The organism is Amycolatopsis vastitatis (assembly GCF_002234595.1).
Classification (GTDB): Bacteria; Actinomycetota; Actinomycetes; order Mycobacteriales; family Pseudonocardiaceae; genus Amycolatopsis; species Amycolatopsis vastitatis.
In genome coordinates, this window is record NZ_NMUL01000063.1 from 1 (window position 1) to 14337 (window position 14337).

Below are 14337 nucleotides of genomic sequence, written 5' to 3' on the forward strand. Positions count from 1 at the left end.
ATCCCCGCGGTCGGCGACTTCACCGGCGACGGCAAAGACGACATCGCCACCTTCACCCGCGGCACCGCAGCCGACGTGTACATCGCCACCTCCGACGGCACGAAGTTCGTCGGGGACAGCATCAAGTGGCACGACGCCTTCGCCTACAACAGCGAAGTCCCACTGCCACGAGCGATCACCATCCTGTAGAACATGGCCGGGCCGGGAATCTCTCCCGGCCCGGCCCTGTTTCCCGGGGCGAGTAAGCTCACGCCCAGCGGCGGATGATCATCCCGAGCCGCGCACTTCGCCCCGTGGGCACGAGGAGCTTCCTGCAGATGAGCACGACCGTCGCCGACGAGTCGCCCGTCGAAACCAGCACGCCCGACCGTGCTCCCCGGCCACGAGCCTGGAACTGGCTCGCCTTGGGACTCACCGTCGCGGTGTTCGCCGTGCTCGCCTGGAACCGGCGGTGGATGAGCGACGACGGCCTGATCGTCCTGCGCACCGTCCGCCAGATCCTCGCCGGCAACGGACCGGTGTTCAACGCCGGCGAACGAGTCGAATCCAACACCAGCACCCTCTGGACCTACCTGCTGGTGGCGTTCGGCTGGATCCCCGGACTGCGCCTGGAATGGCTCGCCGTCGTCCTCGGCCTGCTCTGCGCCGCCGGCGGCCTGCTGCTCGCCCTCGACGGCACCCGCCGCCTCACCGGCTCCACGCTCGTGGCACCCGCCGGCGCGCTCGTGCTCATCGCCCTGCCGCCGTTCCGCGACTTCGCCACCTCCGGCCTCGAAACCGGCCTGATCACCCTGTGGCTGGGCACCACCTGGTGGCTGCTCGTCCGCCACGCGCGCCGCACCCCCGCCTGCCCGGTCTGGGTCACCGCACTGGTGATCGGCCTCGGTGTGCTCGTCCGGCCCGACCTGGCCCTGTTCAGCGCCTTCGCTGGCGCCGGGCTGCTGATCCTCGAATGGCGCGGCTGGCGCCCGGCGCTGCTCTGGCTGGCCGCGGCCGCCGCCCTGCCCGTCGCCTACCAGATCTTCCGGATGGGCTACTACGGCCTGCTCACCCCCAACACCGCACTCGTCAAAGAAGCCTCCGACGCCCTCTGGGACCACGGCTGGGACTACCTCACCGACTTCGCGACCCCCTACTACCTGTGGATCCCCCTCGTTCTGTGCGCTCTGCTCGGCGCGGTGGTTCTCTGGCGCACCCCGATCGACCGCGCGATGGCGGTCGTGGTGGCGGTCCCCCTGCTCGGCGGGATCACCCTGGCCCTCTACGTCATCCGCGTCGGCGGCGACTTCATGCACGGACGGATGCTCCTGCCCGCACTGTTCAGCCTCATGCTGCCCGTGATGGTCGTCCGGCTCACCAAAACCACCGTCCTGCCGGTCATCGCCCTCGGCATCTGGGCCATCATCGCCGGAACCTGGCTACGCGCCGGCTACACCACCGCCGACAAACCCATGGACCAAGTCCGGCGCATCGCCGACGAACGCGCCAGCTACGTCGCCGCCAGCCACCACGAACACCCCATCCTCGCCGAGGACTTCGACGAGTTCACCGCCGTCACCGGCCCCCTCAACGCCATCCTCGCCGCCCGCCCGGAACCCGCGGTCTTCGTCCAGACCGAACAAGGCGAATGGCACCACTACCCCACCACCAACGGCCGCACCATCTCCAGCTTCTACAACATCGGCGGCCCCGGCATGCTCCTGCCACTGGACATCTGGGTCCACGACCCCATCGGCCTGGCCAACCCCATCGCCGCCCACACCACCCCCCTGCCCGGCCGCCGGATCGGCCACAACAAATACGCCCCCAGCGCCTGGGAAGTCGCCGTACAGGCCCGCGAAACACCGCTCGAACTAAGCCGCTACGGCGACTTCAACCCCGACACCATCGACGCCATCCGCGGCATCTTCGCCTGCCCACCCAACCGCGAAATGCTCGACTCCGTCCAAGCACCCCTCACCCTCGCCCGGTTCCGGCACAACCTCCTCCACGCCGCCGGACGCACCAGCCTCCGCTACGACCACGAACCCCGCAACGCCCAGCACTGCAACTGACCGAATTCGACCAACGGTGACCGAGTTCGGCGGCTCGCCCCGGGCTGGGGGACTCTGGTGTCTCGGGACCGGACTCGTCCAGGTCGCGGATGGAAGCCGGAGGTCGCCGGATCGACGTTTTCCATCCTCCGCCGCGCGAAAACACGCCGGGACTACATCAACGCCGCGTGGGCCGCACGGGCGTCGAACAGCTCTCGCTGGGCTTCGCCCTCCGGCTCGAGCACCACCCCTGCCCGGTCCAGCAGAACCAGGCAGGTCACGAGGAACCCCCGGGCCAGCTCCCGGTACATCGGGTTGGCGGCCACCGACCCCGCCAGCAGCGTCCGGACGAAGCCGGCCAGTGCCGGTGGATCCACGTAGTAGTAGTCGCTCGCCATCATGGTGAAACCCGCCGACGCGAGGTCGGCCCCCGAGTTGTCCGCCAGCGTCCCGGCCACGCTGATGAACAGCTTGCCGATCCGCAGCGCCGGGCTCCAGACGACCTCGCCGTCGAGCTTCCCGATGTCGTCGGCGGCGCCCTTGATGCCGTCCATCGCCATGGCCCAGCCCGCCGAGGATCGACGCGATCCCGCCCGCGATGGCAGGCGCGCCCGTGAACGCGCAGGCGACCACCCCGCCGAGGAAGCCGATCGCGGCACCGGGGATGGCGCCGACGCCGCCCTCCGGCAGGCCGAGGAGGGCACCCGCCGTGGTGGCACCGGCGATTTCCTCGCCGCAGGTCGCCGCCCCGGCGGCCACCTCGCCCGCCCCGGCGACCGCCAGGCCGATGCCGCCGCCGATCTCGAGCAGGTGCGCGATGAGCGCCAGCAGCTCGCCGGCGTGGTCGCGCACGTAGTCGAGCGTGCCCCGCGCCATCGCGTCGATCAGGGCCAGCACGCGGTCCGGTGAGCCGGCGGCCCGATTTTCAGAGCTCGTCGAGGTCGACGGCGAAGCCGGACCCTTCGTCGTAGGGGACGACCTCCCAGAGCGCTTTCGCCGCGCGCCAGACCGCCGAGACCACAGTCCAGTCCACTTCCCCCGACAGGGTGAGCGTGACGATGGAGTCCGCGTCGGACACCCGGCCCGACGGATCGTCCGCCGCCACGCCGGCGACCATCGCGGCCACGAGCGGCGACCCGGCGCTGAACTGGACATGGCACCCGGCGGCGCCACCGGAGACGGGATCGAGCTGTGCCGCCACCCAGCCGTCGCCGGAGCTGCGGTCGCTCAGCCGCAGCTCCGTGCCGTCCGCCGACGCCCCCGACACCAGGCTGTCGAATCCCGCGTCGGCGGCGATGCCTCCGGTCGTGCAGTACAGCTGAACCTCATACGCCATCCGTGCGCACCACCATTACGGAACGAACCTCACCACATCGATGTTGAATCCGTACTGCTGCCGCAGCCAGGCGTCCTTGGCCTGCTGCGCGGCGTCGTACGGGGCGCCGCCGGTCTTGGCTTCGACGTAGCCGAGCAGCTTCCCATCCTTGTCCCAGACGCCAAGATCGAGCGTACGTGGGCCGTAGGGGGTCTGGAACGTCAGGGCAGCCTTGTTTTCGGCGTCGGTGATCACCGTACGTCCCCGCTCCCGGAGGAAGACCGCGACGTCGTCCCGGAAGCCATCACCCACGGCCTTGTTCAGCAAGATCTGGGCCTGCGGGCCCTCGAGGTCCTTGATCACGCCCTTCGAATCGACCACGAAGCGGACGCAAGCCGCGTTGTGCACCAAGAGCGGCTTGTCGCCGGCGTACACGAAATACGTGTGCAGGTCTTCGACCGTGAGGTTGTAGACCTTGGCCGTCACTTGACGAGCGGCCGTGCCGGAGACGGCGACGGATCCACCGTCGGCCGTCTGCAGCCGGTCACCCGGCGCCAAATCCGCGGCCTCGCGCCATCGCTGTGCCGCACCGACCCAGAACGGGTGGCTGCCGGTCGCTTCGACCGTGCCACCGCCTGCCCCGCCGACGGAGACCGAAACCAGGTTCTTGACGCCCTCACCGACGATGAGGTTGGACACCAGGTGATTGCCGACGCGGCCGGTCAGCGGGTCGGCGGCCCGGACCGAGTCACCGATGCGGACCTGGGCGATCGGCCGGCGGGACCCGTCTCCCATCAGGACGGCTGTGCCTGGTGTGAAGCTGTTGGTGCAGGCCGCTCCGGTGCCGAAGAGGATGTCCTTGGCCTTCTTGATCAGCTTCTGCGCCCGGTCGGACTCCTCCAGGAACTTCCCGATCCCGCGGCCGATCTTCCACAGTGCGCGGCCGACTTCGAACGCCTTGGTGAACGCCAGCCCGAGCGACGCGATATCGATCGCGCCCATCAGGCAGTTCAGGAAGCCCGGGTCTTTGATGCACGACTTGATGCCGCCGATGAAGAGATCGACGAGGATCTGGCCGCCGTTCTCGATGATCCAGTCGATGACGCTCTTGTTCGCGAGGTCGAGTGCCTCGTGGTACTGGTCGACGAGTTCCTGTCCGCCGGCCGCACGAAGCGCGGCGTCGTCCTCGGGGGTCGGCGTGCCTCCTCGTTTGTCCTCTTCGGCGCGACGCTGAGCTTCCTCCTGGTGTTCCTTTTCCGAAGCGATCCGCTTGGCGTCCGCGGCAGCCGCCGCGGCTTCGTCAGCGTCCTTGCCCGCGGCGATCGCCGACGCGCGGGCCTGCTCGGCATAGGTGCTCGCGCTGGCCGCCGCCTGGTCGGCACGCGAAGCGGAAGTGCGGGCCTGCGCCGCCGAGTGTGCGGCGGCCTGGGCGTCGCGGTTGGCGTTCTGAGCCGCGGAGCGCGCTTGCCTGGCCGACTCGGCAGCCTGGTCCGCGGACCGCTGGGCGTCGGCTGCCGATTGGGCTGCCTGATCGGCGTAGATCTTCGCTTGATCGGCCTGCTTACGGGCTTCGGCAGCGGCCTGCGTCGCTTCGTCGGCGGCGTTGCGGGCCCGAGCGGCCGCTTCGGCGGCCAGCGCGGCGTTCGCCTGGGCGGTCGCGGCCGTGCTCGCCGCCTCCGTCACGTAACGGTGAACGTCCGCGGCATGGACCGCCGTATCGATGTCCCGCTGCTGCGCGTCGAACTTTTCGGTATGCAGGAACTTCCGGAGGTAGGACACCGGGCCGGCGAGGGCCGCCTCGGCGGCGGCCTTCACCTCCGGTCCGCCAGTCGTCATCGCCACCGACACGGCGATCCGGTCGTCGTGCTCAGCCGCGACGAACTGCCCGGTCCGCAGGAACTCGGCGATGTCCGCGGGCGTCCCGCTCAGGGCACGATTGGCCGCTTCCTTGGTCGCCGGTCCACCGTTGTTGAGGATCAGCTGAACCGCGACCCGGTCGTCATCGGCTTTACCGGGGTAAGCCTGGGTCTGCAGGAACGCGGTGACGTCATCGCCGGAACCGGCGAAGGCGTCCGTCGCGGCCTTCTTGAAGCGAGGGTTGTCCGAGGTATCACCAAGGGTCGCGACGCTCGCCCGGTCATCCTGCGCTGTCGCGCTGCGCAGGTCGGACCACAGGAACTGCTTGAGGCCGGCTTCGTCACCGCTCAGGGTCGAGGCGGCGGCGGCCTTGGTCCACGGGCCGCCGCTCTGCATCAACTGGACGGCAGCCTTGCGGATGTCGAGGATCACCGTTTCCGGTGCGGTGGCGGGGTTTGCGGCTTCGTCCAGCAGCCGCTGGGTTTCCGCCGCCCGCTTCGCCGCCTCCCCCGCCTTCCAATCCCCCGCCGCCGTACGCGCATCCTCAGCCTGCTTGGCCGCTTCCGCATCCGCGATCGCCTGGGCCTTCTGCGCCTCCAGGCGCGCCGCATCCGCATCGCGGGAGGTCTTCTCCAGTGCGGCAGCCTGGGTCGCTGCCGTGGTCGCGGTGTCCGCCGACACCTTCGCCGCCGCCGCATACCGACCCGCGGCATCCGCATCCTTCTTCGCCTGATCCGCCGCCGCAGCCGCCTGATCCGCCGCAGTCGCGGCCGCATCCGCATGCGCCGCCGACGCATTCGCCGCATCCCGCGCCTGCCGCGCCGCCCCCGCAGCCTGACCCGCCAACGACTCCGCCGCACTCGCCGCCCGACTCGCCCGCGCCGCCGCCGCCCGCGCTGTCGCGGCCGCTTGTTCGGCCTGAGTGGCGTTCGCCCCCGCCGACCGCGCATACCCGGCCGCCTCATCCGCCGCCGACGCCGCCGCGTCGGCGTTCGAACTCGCACTCCGCGCCGCCCCGGCGGCCCGCCCGGACGCATCCGCCGCCTGCCCCGCCGCGTTGGCCGCCTCCGCCGCCGCCCGCGCCCCCGCGGCGACGTTCCGGGCGTCCTGCGCCGCCTGCCGGGCCTCCGCCGCGTGCGCACCATCCGCCGCCGCGGCCGACGCCGCCGAATACGCCCGCGAACACGCCTGCTCCGCCAACGACGCCGCCGTCGCCGCCTGCGCCGCCGCATTCGCCGCGACGCGGGATGCCCGGTTCGCCTCCGCCGCCGCCCCGATCGCCGTCTTCGCCGCATCGGCGGCACCCCGCGCCGCACTGGCCGCCCGCGCCGCCGCCCCCGCCGCCTGCACCGAGGAGTCCCTCGCCGCCTGGGTTTCCGCCGCCGCCCGCTGGGCCGCTTCCTTCGCCCGCGCCGCCGCCGCGATCGCCCGATCGGCCGCGTCCTGGGCCTGCTTGGTCTGCGCCGCTGCCCGCGCCCCGGCGTCCCGCGCCAGATCCGCGAGGTGGGCGACGGTCGCGGTTTCCTGATCGCGTTCGGCGGCCAGCGCGTACCCGGTCTCGAGGAACGCCTGGATATCCTCGACCGTGCCGCTCAACGCCCGCTGCGCCGCCCGCGCCACTTCCGGGCCGCCGGTCGTGGCCAGCTGACTGACCTTGATCCGGTCGTCGTCGTTCTGCGCCTGCTGCCGCCCCGAATCCAGAAACCGCTGCACGTCGGCTTCGGTGCCGTTCAGTGCGGCCTGCCCGGCCACCTGCACCCAATGCCCGCCCGTGGTGACATACCGGGACACCTGCACCCGGTTGTCATCCCGCCACGGCTGCTGCCAGCCGGTCGCCAGGAATGCGTGGACATCGGCGGCGGTGCCGCTGAGCGCCGCCTGCGCCGCCCGCCGCAGTCCGGACCCGGCCACCGTCAGCAGCTGACTGACCTTGATCCGGTCGTCGTGCTCGGCCGCCACCGCCTGGCCGGTGGCCAGGAAGGTGTGGACCTCCGCATCCGAGCCCACCAACGCCGCCGCCGCGGCGTCCTTCGTGGCCGGGCCACCCGCCTGCCACAACGCGACAACCTGCGCGCGTTCCTTCGGACCCGGAACCGGCTCCGCGGCCTGGGCGGGCACCGCCACCGCCCCCGAAGCCACCGCGGCCACCACCGTGGCCACCAACGCGGTCCGCGCTCTCCCGACGATCGATCCCCGCAACCGCACCACGCCCAAGCCCCTCCCGTGCGCACGATGAAAACCCCAGCCACGAGGGGAAACACGCACACGAGCACCCACGAAGTGCACGAAAGAAGAGAGCGCTTACCGCTCTGGATCTCCCCCCAAAGCCGTCGAAAAGTAGCAGAGACACCGAACCGGCCGGAAGCCGCAAACGGGTGAGCACCACCTCACGGATCAACCTGACAGACATTCATTGACGCCACGCCCGGAACGTGATTAGAGTCCGGATCGCGTCCGCTCGGGGTCGGCCGCGACCTTCTTCACGTCCGCACGCGGCGAAACACTTCGCCGCCGACCGGCATGCCGTTTTCCGAAACCGCAGGGGGAAACAAACCATGCGCACACCCGCGCGTATCACCACTGTCGCCGTCGCCGGCGCCGCACTCGCCGCCACCGGATCCGCCTCCAGCCTCACCGCCACGGCCGGAGCCGCACCCACCGACGACACCCCACCACCGATCGTCGAGGACTACTCCTACCCCGGCGCCGCCCAGATCTTCCAGGACCGCGCCATCAAACTCATCAGCGGCGACGGCCACATCACCCTCATCACCTGCGGCAGCCAGACCGGTCTGCTCGAACTGCACGCCTACAACTCCGCCGACCACGACCGCGACCCCGGCCACTACTGCTTCAAGGTCAACGCCCCCACCGGCTACCTCCGCCTCGAAGTCCCCAACGCCTACCAACTCCTCGGCGACAACCAGCACACCATCCAGGCCACCATCGAAATCAACGGCCAGACCAGCACCGTCCCCATCGCCAAAACCGGCTGGACCGGAATCGGCGAAGGCGCCGGAACCGACCCCTCCACACTTCTCGAACTGCGTGCCTCCGCCTGACCGGCAATCGGAGTAAACCGTTGCGGCATTCGCGTGCCGCAACGGTCTCTTTTCCGACCCGTCACACCCCGGACGATTCCGGGTGATTCCGCATGCCCGCGCACCGGCCGGGCACCATGAGGGGACTTTCGTATGCCTTTCCAGCCGAAGCGGGTGGCGGCGCTCGCCGTCACCCTGCTCGCCGGCGGCCTGCTGACCGCCGTTCCCGCCGACGCCGTTTCCGGGGGCACTGCCGCCACCGCCGGCGCCTATCCGTATGCCGCCAAGCTCACCGCCGACGGCCGGGCCTGCGGTGGCGCGCTCGTCGAGCCCGACCTCGTCCTCACCGCCGCGAGCTGCTTCCCGGAGAACCCGCAGGGCGGCGTGCCCGCCAAGGCGACCACCGCGACCGTCGGGCGGACCACGCTCAGCGGCACCGGCGGCCGGGTCGCGCAGGTGACGAACGTCGTCGTCCGCGCCGACCGTGACGTCGCCCTCGCCCGGCTCGGCACGCCGATCACCGACATCGCGCCGATCCCGCTCAGCACCATCCCGGTCCTGTCCGGCGAACAGCTGAGCCTGGCCGGGTACGGCCGCACCGACAGCGAGTGGGTGCCGGACACGCTGCACGTCGGCAGGTTCACGGTGCCGTCGTCGACGGCGACCACGCTGGCGCTGACCGGGACGAACGGCACCGACGCCTGCCGCGGCGACGCGGGCGCGCCGATCTTCCGGGACGCCGGCGGCCGCACCGACGTCCTCGCCGTGACGAGCACGTCGTGGCAGCACGGCTGCTTCGGGGAGACCACGACGCGCCAGGGCACCACCGCGGCCCGCATCGACGACATCGCCGGCTGGATCCGTCAGCAGGCGCTCGCGCCGTCGGCCAAGGCGGTGGGCCACGCCATCACCGTCACCTGGCACCCGCTGGCCACCGCCGACAACGCGCGGTACCACGTGTACGGCTCGGCCACCCCGGACGTGCCGATCGACGCGGCGCACCTGCTGGGCAGCACCGCCGCCCCGGCGTACACGCAGACCACCTTGCCGGCCAAGCAAACCCGCTACTACCGCGTCGTCGCGGCGACGGCGGACGGCTGGACGAGCACGGCGACCGACGCCGTGTCCGCGACCACCCCGGTGTCGGCGGGCAACGACTTCACCGGCGACGGCCGGGACGACGCGGGTGCGGCCTACGACCTCAAGAACGCCCGCACCGGCGTGTACGTCTGGCCGATGACCGCGACCGGCGTGGACAACCCGCAGCTGAAGTGGAGCGCCGACGGCTGGGAGGCCGCCAAGGCCCGCTGGGTCACCGGTGACTTCAACGGCGACGGCCGCACCGACATCGCCGCGTTCTACGACTACCTCGACGGCGGCACCAACCTGTTCCTCTGGTACGCCAACGCCTCCGGTGGCTTCGACAGCCAGGGCATCAAGTGGAGCGGTGCCTTCCGGCCGCTGAACGCCAAGTTCACCGCGGGCGACTTCGACGGCGACGGCCGCACGGACATCGCCGCCGCCTACGACAACGGCAACGCCGACATGAGCATGCTGACCTGGCACGCGACGGCGACCGGGTTCGACGCCCCGGTCACGCGGTGGCGCACCGGGCCGGGCAACTGGAACCTCGCCCAGTCCAGCTGGCGGGGCGGCGACTTCAACGGCGACGGCCGGGCCGACCTGGCCGCCTTCTACGACTACCTCGACAACTCCACGAACCTGTTCCTCTTCTACGGCAACGCTTCCGGCGGGCTCGACTCGCAGGGCGTCAAGTGGAACGGCGGCATCCCGTCCGGCAAGGCGCAGTTTCTCTCCGGGGACTTTGACGGCGACGGCCGCACCGACCTGGCCGCCGGGATCGACCTCGGCGGCGCGAACCTGACGTTCCGCACCTGGCACGCCACCGCCACCGGCGTCGACGCGCCGGTCACGCAGTGGACGACCGGGCCGGGCAACTGGAACCTCGGCCAGTCCCGCTGGACCGTGGGCGACTTCGACGGCGACGGACGCACCGACCTGCTGGCCACCTACGACTACGGCGGCTCGAACACCAACCTGTTCCGCTGGCACGCCAACGCTTCCGGTGGCTTCGACAGCGAAGGCATCAAGTGGAGCAGCAACGGCACGTTCAACCCCGCCCAGTCGACGATGTTCTGACCACCAGGCCGGCGGCGCGCTCGCGCCGCCGGCCTTTCCCCTTCCCGAGGATTCCCATGCGCCGATTCACCGCGCTTTCCGTGACCCTGCTCGCCGGCGGTCTGCTGACCGCGGCCCCCGCCGAGGCCCTGTCCGGCGGCACCGCGGTCCCCGCCGGCACCCACCCGTTCCTCGCCCGCGTCGCCACGCCGGCCAAGGCGTGCTCGGGTGCGTTGATCGACCCGTCCTGGATCGTCACGTCGGCGACCTGCCTGACGGCCACGGACTCCGGTGCCCCGAGCGAGGCCGCGACCGTCACGGTCGGCGACGTCGACCTGAGCACCGGCGCCGGCTTCACCGCGAAGGTGACCAAGGTCGTCCGCCGCACCGACCGGGACGTCGTGCTCGCGAAGCTGGAGAAGCCGGCGACGGGCGTCCCGCCGATCGTCCTCGGCAGCGCCCCGCAGGCCGGGGAAACCCTGCAGGTGGCCGGGTTCGGCCGGACCGCGACCGAATGGGTGCCCGCGCGGCCGCGCGTCGCGCCGTTCACCGTCTCGGCCGTCGACGGCGTGACAGTGCCGGTCTCGTCGGCCGGCGGCCTCGACACGTGCAAGGGCGACGCGGGCGGCCCGGCCTTCCGCGTTTCCGGCGGCACCGCCCAGCTCGTGGCGGTGAGCAGCGCGTCGTGGCAGCACGGCTGCCTCGACGTCACCGAAACCCGTTCCGGCGGCACCGAAACCCGCGTCGACGACCTCGGCGACTGGATCCGCGGGCAGATCGTGCCGACGCCGGTGTCGTGCCCGGCCGGGGCGGCGATCTGGACCGCCCGCACCGACGGCAGCCTCTGGCGCTACGTCCACCTCGGCCCGGCCGACGGCGCGGTCAGCTGGTCGCAGCCGAGCAGCCCGATCGGCTCCGGCTGGACGGGCCGGGTGCTGGCCGGCAAGGGTGGCGTGATCTGGGACATCCACCGCGACAACGGTTCCGGCGATCCGTACCCGAACGGCACCCTGAAGCGCTGGGTGTACTCGACGAGCACCGGCTGGAGCGGCGGCGGCCAGGTGGGCAGCGGCTGGGCGCGGTACCTCACCCCCGAGTACGCGAACCGGGTCACCGTCGACGAGAAGAACCGCATCTTCATGATCGACGACCAGGGCCGCCTGCGCGTCTACGTCTGGAGCGACACCACGAACTGGTGGGTCGACGGCGGCGGCGAAACGCTCGACACGGGCTGGGCGCGGTTCGACTCGATCACCGCGGCCGGCGACGGCGTGCTGTACGCCCGGAAGCCGGGCGGCGAGCTGTTCCGCTTCAAGTACGACTTCGCGGCTTCGGCGTGGGCCCAGAAGGACAAGGCGGTCGGCGTCGGCTGGCAGATGTTCAGCGAGATCTTCTCGCCGGGCGGCGACATCCTGTACGGCCGGGGCAGCACCGGGACCAGCCCGTTCAACGGCCAGACGGGCCCGGTGCTGCGCTGGTACCGCTACTCCGACAACACCGAGACGTGGGCGCCGTCGGGCCCGGACCACATGGGGGTCACCATCGGTTCGGGCTGGAACACCGAGATCCACGTGACGTCCGCGCCGGACTCCTGCCGGCTGAGCGGCTGACACGGCCCGCTCCCGGGGCGCGTGTCCCGGGAGCGGGTTACCGACTTCGGTAGGTTCCGCAAATCCTTCACGGCTCCTAACTTGGGCTGGTCGTCCCGTTCGGGACGGATATCCGGATCACCTGGGCCGAAGGGCATTTACATGCGAATGTCGAGGGCTGTTGCCGCGGTGGGGGCTGCCGCCGCGGCGCTGAGTCTGGTCTCAGCGGGGGTTGCGGACGCCCAGCAGGACATCATCGGCGGGAGCACGGTCTCCTCCGCGCCGTGGGGCGCCCAGATCTACTGGAACAACGTGACGACGTACGGCGGTTTCGAGTGCTCGGGGACGATCATCGCCCCGCAGTGGGTGCTCACCGCCCGGCACTGCCTGAACTCGCCCGGCATGCACGTCAAGGTCGGTAGCGTGACGCTCCAGCAGGGCACGAACGCCACCGTCGACCAGCAGAAGGCCTCGCCCAACGGCGACATCGCGCTGCTGCACCTGACGACGGCGGTGAACACGACGTACATGAAGCTCGGCACCGGCAACCCGCCGACCGGGTCGACCAACCAGATCTACGGCTGGGGCCGCACGCAGGGCAGCAGCCCGCCGTCGAGCACCCTCAAGACCGCCAACGTGCGCGTGACGGGCCTCAGCTCGGACGCGTTCGGCGGCACGGCGATCGCCAGCCAGGGCGTCAACGGCTCGGCGTGGCACGGCGACTCGGGCGGCCCGGAGCTCTACAACGGCGTCCAGGTCGGGGTGTGCTCCACGGGCTCGAACTCCGGCTCGAACCCCCAGGGCACGCAGAACTACGCGAGCATCGCCGCGAGCCGCAGCTGGATCCGCACCACCACCGGCGTCTGAGGTCCCGCCCGGTTGTGAGTGAGAAACAGTGTTCTAACGCTGTTTCTCACTCACGACCACCTCAGTCCACAATGGACGCGCGCAGGGCCGCCTTGTCCGGCTTGCCCGACGGCGCCACCGGAACCGACGCCACCAGGCTGAACCGCGCCGGGACCGCCGCCTCCCCCAGCTCGGCCGCCACCGCCTTCCGCAGCGCGCCGGAGTCCGGTTCCCGCCCGGGCACCGGGACGACGAAGGCGTGCGCCGCCTCTCCGGTCAGCGAGTCCGGCACCGCCACGACGTACGCCTGGTCGACGTCCGGGTGCGCGGCGATCGCCCGCTCGATCGGGCCGGTGTAGTGGATGATCGCGTTGACGATCACGACGTCACGCGCGCGGCCGGACAGGTGCAGGTAGCCGTCGCCGTCCACGAAACCGAGGTCCTGGGTCCGCACCCAGCCGTCGCGCAGTACCTCCGCCGTCGCCGCGGGATCCCGCCAATAGCCCGCGAACGCCGACGGCGTGCGGACCCACACCTCGCCGTCGCGGACGTCGATTTCGACGGTGTCGCAAGCCTTTCCGACCGAACCGATGCCCTCGTCGGCCCGGCAGATCGTCAGCATGCCGGTCTCGGTCTGCCCGTACGCGTGGTGCATCGCGGGCCCGATCCGCCCGGCCGCCTCGGCGAGCGTGTGCGGCGGTACCGGCGAGCCGGCCACGATCAACGTCCGCAAGCCGCTCAGGCCGACCTCCTCGCCACGCAGCACGTCGAGGATCTGGTGCAGCCGCGGCACCGTCGTCAGCGCCGCCGTGATCCCCAGCCGCGACAGCACCCACGGGAAGTCCGGCAGCTCCTCGGGGATCACCGCGGTTCCGCCCGCGAACAGGCACACCGCCAGCTGCTCGACCATCACCGCGCTGGCGAGCGACCCGAACAGCAGGTACCGCCCGAAGCCCGCGCCCAGCCGCTCGTGGGCCGAGCCCGGCACCGGCGGCCGCCACACCCGGCCTTCGGTCAGCGCGCGGTAGCCGTAGGCGACCCCCTTCGGGACGCCGGTGCTGCCGCTGGTGAACACGACCGTCGCGATGTCGTCGAGCTGCCCCCTCGGCACCGGCTCGGCGTACGCCGCCGACCGAAGATCCCCCACCCGCAGCACCGGCACCCCGGCGTCCCACGGCTCGTCGGTGATCAGCGCGTCGACGTCACCGAGGATGTGCCGCAGCTGGGACTCCGGCAGCCCGGCCCGCACGGCGACCGCGCGGGCGCCGAGCACGTGCACCGCCACCAGCGCGGCGAACCCCTCCGGCGTGACGCCGGTGGCGATGCCGACGCCGTCCCCCGGGCCGAGGCCGGCGGCCCGCAGGCCGGCGGTGAACCGGCCGATCAGCTCCCGCAGCTCGCCGCGGGTCGTCACCCGCGAGCCGCGTTCGAACGCGGGAACGTCCGGGGCGCGGCGCAGCTCGTCCAGCAGTGCCTGCGGGTGGACCATCTCGACCGCCTTTCGCCCGGAGCGTTCC

11 protein-coding genes are annotated in these 14337 nt (G+C 71.5%); 7 read left to right on the forward strand and 4 right to left on the reverse strand.

Annotation, left to right across the window (positions count from 1 at the left end):
• Positions 1–189, forward strand: a 189-nt coding sequence (locus tag CF165_RS42680) for an FG-GAP repeat protein (RefSeq protein WP_205661150.1), incomplete at its 5' end; no start/stop codon positions are given.
• A 128-nt stretch (positions 190–317) separates the two neighbouring features.
• Positions 318–2054: an arabinofuranosyltransferase AftB family protein gene (locus tag CF165_RS42685; RefSeq protein ID WP_240522064.1), complete on the forward strand. Its 1737-nt coding sequence runs from the start codon at positions 318–320 to the stop codon at positions 2052–2054.
• Between the two features lie 152 nt (positions 2055–2206).
• Here CF165_RS42685 and CF165_RS42690 read toward each other — a convergent pair whose 3' ends face one another.
• Entirely contained in the window at positions 2207–2593 is a 387-nt protein-coding gene (locus CF165_RS42690; RefSeq protein ID WP_093953286.1) for a DUF6086 family protein, read from the reverse strand.
• On the opposite strand from CF165_RS42690, the gene CF165_RS42695 reads away from it, so the two are divergent.
• Complete coding sequence (locus tag CF165_RS42695; protein WP_093953287.1) at positions 2592–2942, forward strand: hypothetical protein; 351 nt, start codon at positions 2592–2594, stop codon at positions 2940–2942. The two genes, CF165_RS42690 and CF165_RS42695, sit on opposite strands and share 2 nt — an antisense overlap.
• A gap of 16 nt (positions 2943–2958) precedes the next feature.
• On the opposite strand, the gene CF165_RS42700 is transcribed toward CF165_RS42695, so the two are convergent.
• Positions 2959–3369 (reverse strand): hypothetical protein, encoded by a 411-nt coding sequence (locus CF165_RS42700; RefSeq protein ID WP_093953288.1) that lies wholly within the window; start codon positions 3367–3369, stop codon positions 2959–2961.
• 15 nt (positions 3370–3384) lie between these two features.
• Positions 3385–7365, reverse strand: a complete 3981-nt coding sequence (locus CF165_RS53575) for a polymorphic toxin-type HINT domain-containing protein (RefSeq protein WP_158226917.1) — start codon at positions 7363–7365, stop codon at positions 3385–3387.
• 395 nt (positions 7366–7760) lie between these two features.
• On the opposite strand from CF165_RS53575, the gene CF165_RS42710 reads away from it, so the two are divergent.
• The 4 genes from CF165_RS42710 (at position 7761) to CF165_RS42725 (ending at position 12841) form a co-directional block, all read left to right on the forward strand.
• Entirely contained in the window at positions 7761–8267 is a 507-nt protein-coding gene (locus CF165_RS42710) for a hypothetical protein (RefSeq protein ID WP_093953290.1), read from the forward strand.
• 132 nt (positions 8268–8399) lie between these two features.
• Entirely contained in the window at positions 8400–10406 is a 2007-nt protein-coding gene (locus tag CF165_RS42715; protein ID WP_093953291.1) for a trypsin-like serine protease, read from the forward strand.
• Positions 10407–10462: 56 nt separating this feature from the next.
• A complete protein-coding gene (locus tag CF165_RS42720; protein WP_093953292.1) occupies positions 10463–11995 on the forward strand; it encodes a tachylectin-related carbohydrate-binding protein in 1533 nt (510 codons plus the stop codon).
• 141 nt (positions 11996–12136) lie between these two features.
• Positions 12137–12841: a S1 family peptidase gene (locus tag CF165_RS42725; protein ID WP_439098547.1), complete on the forward strand. Its 705-nt coding sequence runs from the start codon at positions 12137–12139 to the stop codon at positions 12839–12841.
• A 61-nt stretch (positions 12842–12902) separates the two neighbouring features.
• Here CF165_RS42725 and CF165_RS42730 read toward each other — a convergent pair whose 3' ends face one another.
• Positions 12903–14309: a class I adenylate-forming enzyme family protein gene (locus CF165_RS42730; RefSeq protein ID WP_093953294.1), complete on the reverse strand. Its 1407-nt coding sequence runs from the start codon at positions 14307–14309 to the stop codon at positions 12903–12905.
• Positions 14310–14337 lie beyond the last annotated feature (28 nt).